Origin of the sequence: Shimia sp. R9_2 (assembly GCF_017743735.1) — a bacterium.
In the GTDB taxonomy this organism is placed as follows: domain Bacteria; phylum Pseudomonadota; class Alphaproteobacteria; order Rhodobacterales; family Rhodobacteraceae; genus Shimia.
This window is the reverse complement of record NZ_JAGHRO010000003.1, coordinates 450,266-464,935: the sequence shown is the minus strand read 5'-3', so window position 1 is coordinate 464,935 and position 14,670 is coordinate 450,266. Positions and strand designations below refer to the sequence as shown.

The window sequence follows — 14,670 nt, the reverse complement described above, 5'->3', positions numbered from 1 at the left end:
GCGCCCGCAGGCGCCTCAGATCCTTATTGCTCTTCATGCCACCAGACACCCGGCAGCCAATCAACCCCGTCGCCGTAGATCGGCAGGGTCTCCGGGAAATGCAGGTTCTTGTTATGGGCGACGCGACCAACCGCATACGTCCAGATCGGGATCACATAGCGGCCGGTGCTGAGCACGCGGTCAAGCGCGCGGGTGGCGGCGACAAAATCTTCCTGTGAGGTGGCAGTGAGCATCTCGGTGATCATCGCGTCGATCGCGGGAGACTGGACACCCATCAGGTTGCGCGAGCCTTCCTGTTCGGCGGCATCAGATCCCCAATAGAGGCGTTGCTCGTTGCCCGGGCTGAGCGAGATGGCGCGGCGGTAGTTGGTGATGTCAAAATCGAAGGCTCCGGTGCGCTGATTGTACTGTGGCCCATCCACAAGGGTGATGGTCACGTCGATGCCAAGCGCCTCCAGCGATTTTCTGTAGATATCGGTGATGGCCTTGTTTTCGGTGTCGCCCTGTTTGAGCAGGATTTCGAGGGTGAGCACTTCGCCGGCGGCGTTTTGCATTTTGCCGTCAACCACGCTGTATCCGGCGGCTTCCATCAGGCCCATGGCTTTGCGCAGGTTCTTGCGGTTGCGCACGGAGCCGTCCGATTGCGGCAGCGTGTAGCCTTCCAGAGCCTCGGCAGGGAGGTCTGCGGCGAAGGGGGCAAGCAGCTCGGCCACGCGGCCTGTGGCGGGGCCGTCCTGCATCGCCAGAAGGGAACCGGAGAAGAAGGAACTGATGCGGGGCTGGCGGCCGCCGGTCATGGTGTCGTTGATGAACTCAAAATTGAACACATGCATGAGCGCGTCGCGCACGCGGATGTCATCCAGCGGGGCGCGGCGGGTGTTGAGCACAAGGCCGGTGATGCCGGAAGGCTTCTGGTGCGGGATTTCCGATTTCACCACATCGCCGGATTGGGCGAGCGGGAAATCATAGGCGGTGGCCCATTTCTCCGCGTTGAACTCGCGCACATAGGAGATTTCACCGGCCTTGAAGGCCTCAAACATCACTGCCGCGTCGCCGAAGAAGTCAATTTTGATTTCGTCAAAGTTGTTGGTGCCTTTGCGGAAGGGCAGATCGTTGCCCCAGTAGTCCGCGTTGCGGCTGAGGGTGACAAAGCGACCGGCCTCGAAATTTGACACCACATAGGGGGCGGTGCCGATGGGCACTTCCTGCAAGGTAATGTCTTCAAAGGATTTGCCCTCAAACTGCGCCTTTTGCAGAATCGGACGCAGGCCCGCGAGCAGGGCCAATTCGCGATCTTCGGTGTTGAAGGTGATGCGCACGGTGCGGGGGCCTGTGGCCTCAATGCTTTCGACCTGTTGCCAGAAGCCGAGATAGCGCGGATGGCCGACGGTGCCGAGGGTCTCATAAGACCAGATCACATCTTCGACAGTGACCGGCGCGCCGTCAGAGAATCGTGCCTCTTCGCGCAGTGTAAATTCCACCCAAGAGCGATCTTCCGGCGTTTCAATCGATTCGGCGAGGAGGCCGTAGAGAGCAAAAGGTTCGTCCCAATTTCGGCCCATCAGAGATTCATAGGCAAAGAAACGGAGCTGCCATGGAACCTCGCCTTTGCGCACAAATGGGTTGAGAGAATCAAAGGATCCGCCGTTGCCGGTGACCACGCGGCCGCCCTTGGGGGCGTCGGGGTTGGCGTATGGGAGGGACACAAAATCCTGTGGAAGTGCAGGGTCGCCATACATAGCGATGCCATGACGCGGCTCTGCCACGCTTTTCGCACCGGCGAGCGAAAGCGCAAGCAATGCTGCTGCACTGCTGACTTTGGGGAAACTGATTGATGTCATCGCCTGAACAATCCTGTTGGTGATTTCTTGTCGTTGTCCAAAAACTAGCGAGGGATTTGAGGCTTATCAAACTTTTAGCTTGGAGGTCGGCGCGAGAACGCTTATAACAAGATCACTGCTCGATAGGTTTCTTGCCTGTATGAAACCTGCCTCAATAACTTCACGCCCGCTTCGCGCGGGCGTTTTTTTTGGCCTAATGGGCCGGATCCTGACAGGTCAAATCACAGTCTGATGAGGGCGTTGTGAGGCCTTTACGTAAGACTACGGTATGGCCGTAATCCCCCTTATTTTGCGAGTGCAGCATGCTATGCTGCGCCTAACATTGTGCAGTCGCAGAGGGAAGGGCTGAGGCATGAGTATGAAAGGCAAAAGCGCGATCATCACCGGATCCAATTCGGGAATCGGTTTGGGCGTGGCGCGGGAGCTGGCGCGAGTCGGGGCGGATGTGGTTTTGAACTCATTCACCGATCGGGACGAAGATCACGCGCTGGCAGCGGAGATCGCGGCGGAATTTGGCGTCAACGCGCGCTATATTGCGGCAGATATGTCACAAGGGGACCAATGCCGGAGGTTGATCGAGGAAGCGGGCGGTTGTGACGTGTTGGTCAACAATGCCGGTATCCAGCATGTGGCGCCAATCGACGAGTTTCCGACCGAGAAATGGGACGCGATCATCGCGATCAACATGAACTCGGCGTTTCACACCACCGCAGCGGCGCTGCCGCATATGCGCCAGCGGGGCTGGGGCCGGGTGATCAATATCGCCAGCGCCCATGGATTGACCGCATCCCCCTATAAGGCGGCATATGTGGCGGCGAAACACGGAGTGGTTGGCATGACCAAGACCGTGGCGCTGGAAACCGCAGAGGAGCCGATCACCTGCAATGCGATCTGCCCGGGCTATGTGCTGACCCCGCTGGTGGAGGCGCAGATTCCGGACACCATGGAGAAATACAACATGGGCCGCGAGGAAGTGATCAAGAAGGTGATGCTGGAGCGCCAGCCAAGCCGGGAATTTGCCACGGTGGAGCAGCTGGGCGGCACGGTGGCCTTTTTGGCCAGCGATGCGGCGGCGCAGATCACCGGCACCACAATCAGTGTGGACGGTGGCTGGACCGCTTTGTGATTTTGTTTTGAGTTCAGGTGTTTAGGAGGCTTACATGAAGCGCATCAATCTGGCCCTGCAAGGCGGAGGCGCACATGGGGCCTTCACCTGGGGTGTGCTTGACACGCTGTTGCAGGATGAAGAGATCGAGATTGCCGGGATCACCGGCACCTCGGCAGGCGCGATGAATGGGGCCGCGCTCAAGGCGGGCATGCTGAAAGGCGGCCGGGACGGGGCGCGCGCAAATCTCAACTGGTTCTGGGAGAAAATGGGCGCGGCGCAGGTGCCGGGGCTGGATTTGTGGTTTGCCGCTGTGCCGCCCGGCATGGTCAGCCGCAGTATGGAGTACAGCTGGCCGTTTATGGCGGCTGATATGATGCAGCAGATGACCTCGCCTTATGCGATGGGACCGCTGTATGCGCATCCGCTGCGATCCATCGTGGATGAGATGAGTTTTGATCTGATCTGCGCCGATCAGGGGCCTGCGCTGTTTGTCTGTGCAACCAATGTGCGCTCCGGTAAGGCGCGGGTGTTTTCCGGCAGCGAGATCAGCACCGATGCGCTGCTGGCCTCGGCCTGTCTGCCAACGATGTTTCAGGCGGTGGATGTCTATGATCCCAAGAGCGGGCAGACGGAGGCTTATTGGGACGGGGGCTATACCGGCAACCCGTCGCTCTGGCCGCTGTTTGACCGGAAGTTCCCGGATGATGTGGTGATCGTCAATATCAACCCGTTGCGGCGGGAAACCCTGCCGGTGACACCGCAGCAGATTGCCAACCGGATCAACGAGATCAGCTTTAACGCCTCGCTGATGAGCGAATTGCGGGCGGTGGCCTTTGTGCAGCGTCTGATTGCCCAAGGCGCGTTGAAACAGGAAGAAAAGCGCGATGTGAAGGTGCATATGATTGCCGACGATGCGCTGATGAACAGCCTGTCGGTGATGACGAAAAGCTGGCCGGTGACCTCTGTTCTGCTGCAGCTTAAGGAAGCGGGGCAGGCGGCGGCCAAGGCGTTCCTCTCCGCCCATAAGGAGGATCTGAACGCGCAAGGCACGGTGGATCTGGCGGCGATGTATGGCGGGTGATGCGCGAGACTTGCATCAGGGCGGTCAACGCGCTTCAAGACTGAGGATGGGCAAGGCAGGAGGCCCGTGCAAAGGGCGAAGGGAGAGACGGGCATGATGACACCTGAGAAGCTGAGAGAGATCTACGGGGATGTGTCGCCGCATGCGGCGCAGAAGGTGATTGCGAAGTTTGACGCGCATTGCCGCAACTTCATCGCGCACGCGCCGTTTCTGGTGCTGGTGACCTCTGACGGGCAAAATCTGGACGCTTCTCCCAAAGGCGATCCGGCGGGGTTTGTGGAAGTGGAAAGCGACACCACGCTGTTGATCCCTGATCGGCCGGGCAACAACCGGATTGACGGGCTGCTCAACATTCTGGCGCATCCGAAAGTGTCGGTGCTGTTTATGATCCCCGGCGTGGCGGAAACGTTGCGGGTCAATGGCGTGGCAGAGATCAGCGATGATGAGGCGCTTTGCGCGCGCTTTGCCATCAAAGGACGCGCGCCCAAGACGGTGCTGAGGGTGACGGCTGAGGAAGTGTTTTTGCATTGCGGCAAAGCGCCGGTGCGCTCGGGGCTCTGGAAGCCTGAGACCTGGCCGACCCAGCGCCCTGTGCCCTCGCTTTATGCGATGATCCAGGATCATGCGGCGCTGGAGGTGCCCTCAACTGAGCAGTCTTATGCCGAGCAGCGGTATCGCGAGACACTGTATTGAGCGGGCCAAGAGGAAACATAGGGCAAGGGGACTTTGCCCCCGTCCCATCGAAGATGTGACTCCCCCAGAGTATTTTTGGCAGAATGAAGGGCGCTTGCGTGAGGCGCTGTGGGGGAGCCGTAGGACCTCTCTAAGCAGCGGCGGCGCGGCAGAGGCAGCTGGCGCGGATTGGAATGTCGGCGCGGGAGAGGGCTTGATCGAGCAGCAGTTTCACATGCGGCAGCTCCACTGTTTCGCCACGGCGCGCCAGACATTCATGTAGCCCGTGCAGCGCCCAGACATTGCGGGGGTGCTGGCTGGGGCGGGGCAGTTTGCCATCAAGACCAAGATCCGCGCGGTAGACCGCTTCTGCTTCCTCAATGACACCAGCCTCCATCAGCAGCGCACCCAAGGCGTGGCGGGTCGGCTGCGGCCATGACCAAGGCTCCTCATATTCAAGATGATCGTCCAGATGCACCGCTTTGCGCAGGTGGCTCAGCCCAGTGTGGTGATCGCCTGCCTTGAAGGCGAGCTCACCTTTCATCATCTCTTCGGCCACGGCGAGCACGTCGCGTGCCTTGTTGTTAAAGAGCATGCGTGTGTCCGGCACGGCGGCATAGGCGGTGGTGAAGGCGGCCATCATGACTTGCGCCTCGGCGTGCCGCCCAAGATTGGCGAGTGCCACGGCCTTGGCGTAGTAGATCAAGGCGTTGGTTGTGATATAGAGCTCTTTGTCCTCAGGTTGCGCGAGCCCGACGATGTCCTTCCACATGCCAAAGCGGATGTAGACATGGGGTGCGGCGGCGACGAAGGTTTCAAAGATGTCGGGATAGGAGCGGACCACCTCGTCCGGCACCTCTTCGCGCAGGCGCATAACGGCCTCCACGGCGGCGGCTTTCTGGCCCAAGAACATCGCGCCATAAAAGGCGAAGTGCAGATTGTGGATGCGATAGAGCGCGTAGAAATTGGCCGGTCCGGCGTAGGCTTTGAACTTGTCGTCCACCGTGGCGGCGGCGAGATTGCGGTAGAGCACGTTCTGGTACTCGCCGCAGAGCACATCAATGTGGGTGGCCATATGCACGAGATGGCCTGCATCGGGCACAAGGTCTTTGAGCCGGTCGCCGTGGCGCAGCGCACGCTCGGGGTGCGGCGACATCTCCATCAGGTGGATGTACATGTGCAGGAGGCCGGGATGATCCCAGGCCCCCGGAGTGTGATCAAAGGCGCGTTCCAGCACCGCGATGGCTTCGGGCGTGGAGGCGTCGGGATTTGGCACGCCGTTTTTGAAATCCCAAAGCTGCCATGGGGTGCGGTTCATCATGGCCTCGGCGTAGATGCAGGCGATGTCCAGATCGTCGGGATTGGCCTCATAGACCGGTTTCATGGCCGCTGAAAACCCGTCGTTGAAGGGCTGGTAGTCTTCGATCTCGGGATCGGTGGGGTAGCGTGACGCGAGCGCCTCCAGCAAGGCGCGCTCTGCCGGGGCGGCGTTTTTGAGGGCCAGCCCGTCGCGGAGCGCTGTGTGGGCGCGCGCCAGGGCGGCGGCTTTTTCCTCAGGTGTGAAGACCTCCCAAGGTTTGTTGTAGTTGGGCCCAAGCCCGTAGGCGACGCCCCAATGGGCTAGGGCACAGGCGGGATCGGCATCAAGCGCCTTTTCAAAACAGACGATGGCCTCTTCGTGGTTGTAGGCGAAGAGCCAGATCAGGCCGCGATCACACCAGATTTGCGCTTCGGGAACGTCACTTGCGGGGCGGCTGTGGCTGCCCAGATCAAAATACTCTGACATTTAAATGCTCCTCGATAATGGGAGGAGGATAGCACAGATTGGGGTTTGGGCGGAGATTGGGGGCGTGGGGCGCGCGAGGTGAAGGTTGGATCTACTTTGAAAAGTCTTTTTTTAGTTAGCAGCTTAGAGGGTGATCCTGAAGTGGGTTTTGCCCGTTGGGAGGCGCGTAAATCGCAGCTGTTGTCTGGCTCAATGCGCTTTAACCACACGCAAAGAGGTGGTCAGGTGGCCGTTTGCTGTGTCTTGTGCATAGTCGCCTGACAGCTCGTAGATCGCCCATTTTGCGCGCTCCCAATTGTGGCTGCGCATGTGGTCTTCGGCCTCCTGGGGCGAGGCAAACGCGAGACCGCCGGGATAGAGGCCGAAGAGCAGCGGGCCGAATTTGACCACGGATTTCCCGGCCTCCAGAGCCGGAGTGTAGCTGGCGCGCTCTCCGATGGTGAAGACCGGTGTGTCCGACGATGTGCGCATGACCGGTGTCATGGCGGGGCGGATTTCAAACAGAAACAGCGCGCCCAAGGCGGCGATCAGCAGCAGCGATGCGCGAAGTGTTTTCTGGAAGCCGCTTAGCTTGCGCGGTTTTTTTTTGAGGCTTCCTCGGCGGGGGCGCTTGGATCTTTGGGGTTTGGATAGACCAGACCGGCGGAGATCACGAGTTTGGCGGCATCCTCAACGGACATTTCGAGCTCGATGATGTCGTCCTTGGGGAAGAACAGCAGGAAGCCGGAGGTCGGGTTGGGGGTTGTCGGGACAAAGACGCTGACAAGGCCGTTGGTGGTGGCCGCAGACTCCGCGACCTCGCCTTTGGCGGTGGTGGAGATAAAGCCAATCGCCCAGATGCCGCGGCGGGGGTATTCGATCAGGCAGGCTTTTTCAAAGCTGCGTTCGCTCTGGGCAAAGACCGTTTCCGCGATCTGTTTGACGCCGGAATAGATCGAGCGCACGACGGGCATGCGGTCCACCAGGCTTTCGCCGTAGCGGATCAGGGAGCGGCCGATGAGGCCTTTGGCGATCCAGCCGACGAGCACGGTGAAGATCAGGAAGATGATCAAACCAACGCCGCGCAGGTTGATGCCGATGTATTTCTCCGGCTGGATGGTGCTTGGCACCAGAGGCAGCACAAAGCCGTCGACCCAGCCGATCAGGGTCCAGACCAGCCAGATGGTCAGCGCGATGGGGAGAATAACGACGATGCCCGTAAAGAAGCTGGAGCGGAGGCTGCCAAAAAAACCAACTTTGTGTTTGTTTGGATCTTCGTCAAATGGGGTCGTCATTCGTGGGTCCTGCCAAATTCTGATACCTAGTTAGGCATTTGTGGCAGAGGCTGCAATGACGTTTACGCTAGGGGCAAGTGAATGTGGCCGCCGCGCGGGGCAGCGGCCGTTTTTGTGCCTTCTCAGCAGGCAGATTTTAAAGCGGTCAGACCAGCGCGGCGGCAATATCTGCCGCAAGGCGCGCGTTGTTGCGCACAAGCGCGATATTGGCCACCAGCGAGCGGCCTTCGGTGAGCTCAAAGATGCGTTGCAGCAGGAAGGGGGTGACGCCTTTACCGGTGACGCCCTGTTCGTCAGCTTCGCGGGTGGCTTGCGCGATTACAGGGGCCAGCTCGGCTGCGGGGATTTCATCGGCGGCGGGAATCGGGTTGGCGACCAGCTGGCCGCCCGGCAGCCCCATGGCACCGCGCATTTTGTGGGCGGCGGCGATCACGGCGGCGTTATCCATGCGCAGGGGGGCTGCGAGGTCAGACTGCGCGGACCAGAAAGCCGGGAAGCTGTCCTGGCCATAGGCAATCACCGGCACGCCGTTGGTTTCCAGCACTTCGAGTGTTTTGGGCACATCAAGGATGGCTTTGGCGCCCGCAGCGACAACGGTCACAGGGGTTTGGCCCAGCTCGGTGAGGTCGGCGGAGATGTCAAAGCTCTCCTCGGCACCTTTGTGGACGCCGCCGATGCCGCCGGTGGCAAAGACGGAGATGCCCGCAAGATGCGCGGCGATCATGGTGGCGGCGACGGTGGTGGCGCCGGTGCGGCCCTGCGCCATGATCACGGCCATATCGGCGCGGCTTACTTTGGCCACGTCTTTGGCTTGTGCGAGCGCTTCGAGCTGCGCATCTGTCAGGCCCGCGTGCAGGGTGCCGTCGATCACGGCCATGGTGGCCGGCACAGCGCCTTTTTCACGGATGTCGTTTTCCACCTGACGCGCCACCTCGAGGTTTTGCGGATAGGGCATGCCGTGGGTGATGATTGTGCTTTCCAGCGCCACGATGGGCGTGCCGTTTTTCTTGGCCTCAGACACTTCGGGGGACAGAGTGATCAGGGTCATGTGGCGTGTTCTCCAGAGACGTATTTGGCGGCAGCGGTGAGGGCGCGGGAGAGCGCCTCGTCGCGGCTGGCGCCTTGGGATTCGGCCACGATGTGCGCGGCCATGAAAGTGTCGCCTGCGCCGGTGACACGGGTCACCAGAACGGCGGGCGGTTGTTGGGTGATGACGCCTTCGGCGGTGCCGTCTGACGCGGCGTTTCCGCCATCGGTCACAAGGGCGCGGGCGGCGCCGCGCGCCAGCAGGCCTTCGGCGGCGGCCTCCGAGGAGGTGAACTCGGTCTGGCAGAGGTAACCTGCTTCCTCGAGGTTCACGTAAAGCACCGCGCGGGAATGCATCAGGAAAGGCATCAAGCGTTCGGCCTTGCCCGGAGAGGCAGGTGCGACGCGCAGGTCGGCGGCCGCAAAGAGCGGGCTGCGGGCAATCTGATCAAGCAGACGCTGGGTGAGATTGCCATCGAGCGCAATCAGCCCGCTATAGGGGGCGGCCTCTGACCCAAGCGTGCCGTTTTCCAGCGGGGCCAGAATTTTGTCACCTGCGGCCTCAAGTGAATGTGCATCGGCGATTGCGGCGATCAGACCGTTTTTGCCTTCCACCGCCATATAAGTGTCGGTGGGCAGATCGGCTGAGCGGTAGACGTAATCCATGATCGCGCCCATTTCGCGGCAGGCGGTCATCAGCTCGTCGCCTTCCACATCCTGACCGATGGCCGAGAGCGCGGCGGGGCGCAGGCCAAAGCGCGCGAGGGTCATGGCGATGTTCCAGGCGACGCCTCCGGGCAGGCGGGAAATCCGTCCCGGCACGTCAGAGCCCTGCCGCATGTGGCTTGGGGCGCGGCCAATGATGTCCCATAGGACGGAGCCAATGCAGAGGATGTCAGGGTGGGTGGCGGATGAGGTGGCAGATGTCGCGGTCATGGCAGCTCACAGGGAGGGCGGGCCAAAGCAAGGTACTGGCCCGCACAGAGGGGTTTGGGTGCGCGTTTAGCCGGCAAAGGCGGCTTCGAACTCTTTGAGTTTGGCAACCGGATCTTCGGCGCGCCAGATCTCTTCGCCGATGCCAAAGAAATCGGTATAAGGCGCAAGGGTGCGGATGATGTCGGTGTCCAGCGCGCCTTCGGCGACAACCGGCACTTCGATCATCTGAGACCACCATTCAAAGAGGTCTTTTTCCGCCAGCGTGCCATCCCCGAGAGGGGTGCTGCCGACGGGGCCGAAGCTTACATAATCCGCGCCGTTTTCCCCGGCGGTCATGCCCTCGTGGCTGGAGGCGCCGCAGAAGGCGCCGACAATGGCGTCTTTGCCAAGCTCTTTACGGGTCTTGGCAACAGAGCGCGCGGCATCGGTGAGATGCACACCGTCCAGTCCCAGACGCTCAAACAGCAGCACATGTTCGTCGATCACAATGGCCACATCGCGTGCATGCGCCACTTCGCGCAGAGCGTCAGCGGCCCGTGACAGGCGGTCTTCGTCCCGTGTGGCAAGGGCCAGACGCACGCAGGCGATGTCGCTTGCGTCCAGCACAGCGGCCAGTTGATCGGGGAAACGGGAGAGTTCGATCTCTGGCGGGGTGATCAGATAGATCTGCGGCAGCTCTGTCTCGGCCATGCGCGGGCTCCTCGTGTCTTGATCGCGCCGCTATAACGCGGATTTTGCGGCTTGGCTATGCGCATCTGCGCAAAACAGGTTTTCATTTGGGCGGAAGGCTTTGGGCGTTTTTGAGCGCGAGACGCAACACGGCGGCGCGGCGGCTGTCATCTTCCAGCAGATCCTCTGACAGATCGATGAGGCCGCCCATGGGGCGTCCGGTGAAAGAGAGCGGGGCAGTGCCTTCGATCCGCAGCGCCTCGGCCTCGCGGGATTTGCCGATGCGCGCCATGCCGCCGTCTTTGTGAACACCGCAGACCATATGGCCGTTGAGCAGAAAGCAGAGCCCGCCAAACATCTTTTTCTCGGTGATGGTGTTGTGGCCGATGATGTCAAAGAGCTCTTCGCGCATCAGGGTGGCGTGTCCTTCGTCATATGCCATTGTCGCTCTCCTGTGTCATTCTCCCGGGCAGTGGTTCGGGGTTGGTGGAAGAGAGTTTAGCCTCCGGCGGGGATATTTGAAGAATGAGAATTCGGGGTGGGTTGTTTTGAGCCGCCCGGAGCGGTATCAGCGGCCAGATTTTCTTATGAGATGCCCCGGAGAGTGCCATGACATCCGCCACACCGCAGCCTGCCTTTGTTCTTGTGCGCCCGCAGATGGGGGAAAACATCGGTGGCGCGGCGCGCGCGATGCTGAATTTCGGGCTCGATAAGATGCGGGTGGTGGATCCGCGTGATGGCTGGCCCAATGAGCGCGCGGTGGCGATGGCCTCCGGTGCGGGGCGGGTGCTGGATGCGGCGTTTCTGACCGAAACCACAGAGGCGGCGCTTGAGGATTGCCACTATGTCTTTGCCACCACGGCGCGGGCGCGCGGGCTGACGAAACCTGTGGTGACGCCGGAAGTGGCGATGAAACAAGCGGCCGAGATGATTGCGCGCGGCGAGAAAGTGGCGGTGCTGTTTGGGCCGGAGCGCTCCGGCCTTGAGAATGAGGACATTGCGCGCGCCAATGCGATCATCAATGTGCCGGTGAACCCGGAGTATGCCTCGCTCAATCTGGCGCAATGCGTGCTGCTGACCGCCTATGAATGGCGCCGTCAGAGCGCGGAAATTGTGCATGAGCGCGTGGATATGACCAAGACCGACTGGGCCAATCACGCCGAGATGGAGGCGCTGGAGCGTCACTATGAAGAGCGGCTGGACGCGGCCGGTTTCTTCTTCCCGCCAGAGAAGGCTGAGGGCATGAAGATCAATCTGCGCAATATGTGGAGCCGGATGCGGCTGACACGCGCGGATGTGCAGATGCTGCATGGGGTCATGCGACAGATGGTCCGCTGGAAGGAAAAAGGGTGAGTTTCGCCCTTTTTTCAACGTCTGAACAGATAGTCTATCCGTACCATTGAGGACCCCTTGAGTGGTTGCAGCGCGCGTGTGGCCGGATTAGGCTCGCGCGCAATATCAGGAGGCAGCGATGAGCCAGAAACGCAGCATTTTTGAAGAGGTTGGCAGCGAGGCGCCCAAAGAGGCCCCCAAGGCTGTTGGCGTGATTGATGCCGGTGCCAAAGGCGCACGGCGCGGCATTCGGATCTGGCTGATGATCCTCTTTGCGCTGGTGGTGGTGATGATCGCCGTTGGCGGCCTCACACGGCTGACCGACAGCGGGTTGTCGATCACCGAATGGCGCCCTGTGACCGGGGCTGTGCCGCCGATGAATGAAGCCGACTGGCAGAGCGAGTTTGAGAAATACAAGCAGATCGACCAATGGGCGCTTGAGAACAACTGGATGACGCTGGCGGACTTCAAGGTCATCTATTGGTGGGAATGGGGCCATCGTCAGCTGGGCCGGGTGATCGGGCTGGTCTGGGCGGTTGGTTTTGCCGGCTTTGCGCTGGCGCGACAGATCCCGACGGGCTGGACTGGGCGGCTGTTGCTGATCGGCGCTTTGGGTGGTCTGCAGGGCGCGATTGGTTGGTGGATGGTGGCCTCTGGCGTCACCTCCGGTGAAGGGGTCACCACGGTTGCGAGCTATCGTCTGGCCACGCATCTGGGGCTGGCGTTCCTGATCCTCGCGTTCATTGGCTGGTATGTGCTGATGCTGGGGCGCAGCGAGCGCGATCTGATGCAGGCGCGGCGCGGCAAGGAGGCCAAGCAGTTTTCCATGTCGACAGGGCTTTTGCATATGACCTTTGTGCAGATCCTGCTGGGTGCGCTGGTGGCCGGGATTGATGCGGGGCGGACGTTTAATGACTGGCCGCTGATGGCGGGGCAGGTGTTTCCGTCGGATGCGTTTTACATCGAGCCTGCGTGGCGCAATTTCTTTGAGAATGCCGGTCTGGTGCAGTTCATTCACCGCAGCTGGGGCTATCTGCTGATGATCTTTGCCATCGTGGTGTGGCGCATGGGGCAGGGCTCTGCGCATAAATCCACGCGCTTTGCCTTCAATCTGGTCTTGGCAGCGGTGTTTTTGCAGATGGTGCTGGGCGTGGTCACGGTGCTGACATTCGCGCATATGCATGTGGCGATCACCCATCAGATCATGGCGGTACTCGTAGTGGCGCTGATCCTGCGTGCCCGGTTCCTGAGCCATTATCCTGTTGCCACGTCGGTGCGCGACGCAGCTTGAAGATTTCACCCGAGAGAGAGGGAAAAGACATGTCTGCATATGAGCAGTTGATGGCGTTCAGCCACACCACAGAGGCGCTGGGGCAGGTGGCCGGGCGTCTGGGTTGGGATCAGGAAGCGATCATGCCACAAGGGGCTGCGCCGCAGCGGGCCGAAGAGATGGCGGCGATGGAAAGCGTGTTGCATGCGCGCCGCACCGACCCGAAGGTGGGCGCCTGGCTGGCGGAGATTGATCCGGCCACGCTCAATGATGTGGGCCGTGCGCAGCTGCGCCACATCAAAAAGAGCTTTGAGCGCACCTCCAAAGTGCCGGCGGATCTGGCGGCGGAGATTGCCAAAGTCACCAGCCGTGCGCAGGGTATCTGGGCACAGGCGCGCAGTGATGAGGATGTGGCAGCGTTTCTTCCGACGCTAAAAGAGGTTGTGAACCTCAAGCGTCAGGAAGGGCAGGCGCTGGCGGCCGGTGGCGATGTCTATGACGCCATGATTGACGACTATGAGCCGGAGATGACGGCGGCTGAGATCGCGGCTATGTTTGACGCGATGCGGCCCCGGCTGGTGGCGTTGCGCGCGGCGGTGCTGGCAGCAGAAGCTCCAGCGAAGCTGAGTGGCACCTTTGCCAGTGACAAGCAGATGGCGTTGACCGCCAAACTGGCAAAATCCTTCGGCTATGATTTTGACCACGGGCGCATTGACTGTGTGACCCATCCGTTCTGCTCAGGCAGCGGGCTGGATGTGCGCATCACCACACGCACCAGCGAAAATGATCCGTTCAACTGTTTTTACTCCACCATTCATGAGGTGGGCCATGCCGCCTATGAGCAGGGCATTCACCGCGACTACCTGCTGACGCCGATCGGGCATGGGGTCTCCATGGGGGTGCATGAGAGTCAGAGCCGGATTTATGAGAACCAGCTGGGGCGTGGGCGCGCCTATACCGGCTGGCTCTATGAGCAGATGAAGGCGGAATTTGGCGATTTTGGCATTGCTGACGCGGAGGCGTTTTATGGCACCGTGAACCGGGTGAATGATGGCTATATCCGCACCGAGGCGGATGAGGTGCAATATAACCTGCATATCATGCTGCGCTTTGATCTGGAGCGGGCATTGATGCAGGGCGATCTTGCAGTGGATGATCTGGAAGCGGCCTGGAATGACCGCTTTGCTGCTGATTTTGGCTATGCGGTGGACAAGCCCTCCAACGGGGTATTGCAGGATGTGCATTGGTCGGTGGGGCTGTTTGGCTACTTCCCGACCTATTCGCTGGGCAATGTCTATGCGGGCTGCCTGAATGAGGCGCTGCGCCGCGCGGTGCCGGATCTGGATGCGCAACTGGCGCAGGGCGATACCTCTGCTGCCACAGGCTGGCTGCGCGAAAACCTGCAGCAGCACGGTGGTTTGCGCGAGCCTGCGGCGACCATCGCACATGCCACGGGTATGGCCCCAAGCGGGGAGCCGCTGCTGGCCTATCTGGAAGAGAAGTTTGGTGACATCTACAAGCTGTGAGCGCTTGGGGAAATGTTGGATAAAAAAGGGGACGCTTTGGCGTCCCCTTTGTTTTTGGATATTTGAAGAATGAGAAGTCGGGGCGCGCGTGCCTTAAAACAAGGTTGGGACAAACGCCGCGCGCGGATTATAGCAGTTTCCGTTTGAGC

Annotated in this window: 14 protein-coding genes; 6 read left to right on the top strand and 8 right to left on the bottom strand. The window is 60.7% G+C overall.

Annotation, left to right across the window (positions count from 1 at the left end; all coding sequences use genetic code 11):
* Positions 1-23 precede the first annotated feature (23 nt).
* Positions 24-1,841 (bottom strand): extracellular solute-binding protein, encoded by a 1,818-nt coding sequence (locus J7400_RS10835; protein ID WP_209062980.1) that lies wholly within the window; start codon positions 1,839-1,841, stop codon positions 24-26.
* Positions 1,842-2,193: 352 nt separating this feature from the next.
* On the opposite strand from J7400_RS10835, the gene J7400_RS10830 reads away from it, so the two are divergent.
* The 3 genes from J7400_RS10830 to J7400_RS10820 all read left to right on the top strand — a co-directional run bounded on the left by J7400_RS10830 (position 2,194) and on the right by J7400_RS10820 (position 4,723).
* Positions 2,194-2,967, top strand: a complete 774-nt coding sequence (locus tag J7400_RS10830) for a 3-hydroxybutyrate dehydrogenase (protein WP_209062979.1) — start codon at positions 2,194-2,196, stop codon at positions 2,965-2,967.
* Between the two features lie 34 nt (positions 2,968-3,001).
* A complete protein-coding gene (locus J7400_RS10825; protein WP_209062977.1) occupies positions 3,002-4,030 on the top strand; it encodes a patatin-like phospholipase family protein in 1,029 nt (342 codons plus the stop codon).
* Between the two features lie 93 nt (positions 4,031-4,123).
* Positions 4,124-4,723, top strand: a complete 600-nt coding sequence (locus J7400_RS10820) for a pyridoxamine 5'-phosphate oxidase family protein (RefSeq protein ID WP_247738738.1) — start codon at positions 4,124-4,126, stop codon at positions 4,721-4,723.
* A 130-nt stretch (positions 4,724-4,853) separates the two neighbouring features.
* Here J7400_RS10820 and J7400_RS10815 read toward each other — a convergent pair whose 3' ends face one another.
* From J7400_RS10815 to J7400_RS10785, 7 genes are all read right to left on the bottom strand, one after another.
* A complete protein-coding gene (locus tag J7400_RS10815; RefSeq protein ID WP_209062975.1) occupies positions 4,854-6,488 on the bottom strand; it encodes a tetratricopeptide repeat protein in 1,635 nt (544 codons plus the stop codon).
* A 189-nt stretch (positions 6,489-6,677) separates the two neighbouring features.
* The gene (locus J7400_RS10810) at positions 6,678-6,959 is read right to left on the bottom strand and encodes a hypothetical protein (RefSeq protein ID WP_209062973.1); all 282 of its coding nucleotides are present in this window, start codon (positions 6,957-6,959) and stop codon (positions 6,678-6,680) included.
* Positions 6,960-7,054: 95 nt separating this feature from the next.
* On the bottom strand, positions 7,055-7,762 hold the full coding sequence (locus J7400_RS10805; protein WP_209062971.1) for a DUF502 domain-containing protein: 708 nt from the start codon (positions 7,760-7,762) through the stop codon (positions 7,055-7,057).
* Between the two features lie 145 nt (positions 7,763-7,907).
* On the bottom strand, positions 7,908-8,810 hold the full coding sequence (locus J7400_RS10800; protein WP_209062969.1) for a pseudouridine-5'-phosphate glycosidase: 903 nt from the start codon (positions 8,808-8,810) through the stop codon (positions 7,908-7,910).
* Positions 8,807-9,724, bottom strand: coding sequence for a PfkB family carbohydrate kinase (locus tag J7400_RS10795; RefSeq protein ID WP_209062967.1), 918 nt, complete (start codon positions 9,722-9,724; stop codon positions 8,807-8,809). Before J7400_RS10795 ends, J7400_RS10800 begins: the two co-directional genes overlap by 4 nt.
* A 66-nt stretch (positions 9,725-9,790) precedes the next feature.
* The gene (locus J7400_RS10790) at positions 9,791-10,414 is read right to left on the bottom strand and encodes a thiamine phosphate synthase (RefSeq protein ID WP_209062965.1); all 624 of its coding nucleotides are present in this window, start codon (positions 10,412-10,414) and stop codon (positions 9,791-9,793) included.
* Positions 10,415-10,496: 82 nt separating this feature from the next.
* Entirely contained in the window at positions 10,497-10,835 is a 339-nt protein-coding gene (locus J7400_RS10785) for a TfoX/Sxy family protein (RefSeq protein ID WP_209062962.1), read from the bottom strand.
* A gap of 167 nt (positions 10,836-11,002) precedes the next feature.
* Between J7400_RS10785 and J7400_RS10780 the strand changes: the two genes are divergently transcribed.
* The 3 genes from J7400_RS10780 (at position 11,003) to J7400_RS10770 (ending at position 14,521) form a co-directional block, all read left to right on the top strand.
* A complete protein-coding gene (locus tag J7400_RS10780) occupies positions 11,003-11,746 on the top strand; it encodes an RNA methyltransferase (RefSeq protein ID WP_209062961.1) in 744 nt (247 codons plus the stop codon).
* Between the two features lie 118 nt (positions 11,747-11,864).
* Positions 11,865-13,016, top strand: coding sequence for a heme A synthase (ctaA, locus tag J7400_RS10775; RefSeq protein WP_209062960.1), 1,152 nt, complete (start codon positions 11,865-11,867; stop codon positions 13,014-13,016).
* A 29-nt stretch (positions 13,017-13,045) separates the two neighbouring features.
* Complete coding sequence (locus J7400_RS10770) at positions 13,046-14,521, top strand: carboxypeptidase M32 (protein WP_209062959.1); 1,476 nt, start codon at positions 13,046-13,048, stop codon at positions 14,519-14,521.
* Positions 14,522-14,670: the final 149 nt, after the last annotated feature.

Excerpts from the sequence above, each read along its gene's own strand:
- J7400_RS10835 (WP_209062980.1), bottom strand. The coding sequence starts at position 1,841 with ATGACATCAATCAGTTTCCCCAAAGTCAGCAGTGCAGCAGCATTGCTT.
- J7400_RS10830 (WP_209062979.1), top strand. The coding sequence starts at position 2,194 with ATGAGTATGAAAGGCAAAAGCGCGATCATCACCGGATCCAATTCGGGA.
- J7400_RS10825 (WP_209062977.1), top strand. The coding sequence starts at position 3,002 with ATGAAGCGCATCAATCTGGCCCTGCAAGGCGGAGGCGCACATGGGGCC.
- J7400_RS10820 (WP_247738738.1), top strand. The coding sequence starts at position 4,124 with ATGATGACACCTGAGAAGCTGAGAGAGATCTACGGGGATGTGTCGCCG.
- J7400_RS10815 (WP_209062975.1), bottom strand. The coding sequence starts at position 6,488 with ATGTCAGAGTATTTTGATCTGGGCAGCCACAGCCGCCCCGCAAGTGAC.
- J7400_RS10810 (WP_209062973.1), bottom strand. The coding sequence starts at position 6,959 with ATGCGCACATCGTCGGACACACCGGTCTTCACCATCGGAGAGCGCGCC.
- J7400_RS10805 (WP_209062971.1), bottom strand. The coding sequence starts at position 7,762 with ATGACGACCCCATTTGACGAAGATCCAAACAAACACAAAGTTGGTTTT.
- J7400_RS10800 (WP_209062969.1), bottom strand. The coding sequence starts at position 8,810 with ATGACCCTGATCACTCTGTCCCCCGAAGTGTCTGAGGCCAAGAAAAAC.
- J7400_RS10795 (WP_209062967.1), bottom strand. The coding sequence starts at position 9,724 with ATGACCGCGACATCTGCCACCTCATCCGCCACCCACCCTGACATCCTC.
- J7400_RS10790 (WP_209062965.1), bottom strand. The coding sequence starts at position 10,414 with ATGGCCGAGACAGAGCTGCCGCAGATCTATCTGATCACCCCGCCAGAG.
- J7400_RS10785 (WP_209062962.1), bottom strand. The coding sequence starts at position 10,835 with ATGGCATATGACGAAGGACACGCCACCCTGATGCGCGAAGAGCTCTTT.
- J7400_RS10780 (WP_209062961.1), top strand. The coding sequence starts at position 11,003 with ATGACATCCGCCACACCGCAGCCTGCCTTTGTTCTTGTGCGCCCGCAG.
- ctaA (WP_209062960.1), top strand. The coding sequence starts at position 11,865 with ATGAGCCAGAAACGCAGCATTTTTGAAGAGGTTGGCAGCGAGGCGCCC.
- J7400_RS10770 (WP_209062959.1), top strand. The coding sequence starts at position 13,046 with ATGTCTGCATATGAGCAGTTGATGGCGTTCAGCCACACCACAGAGGCG.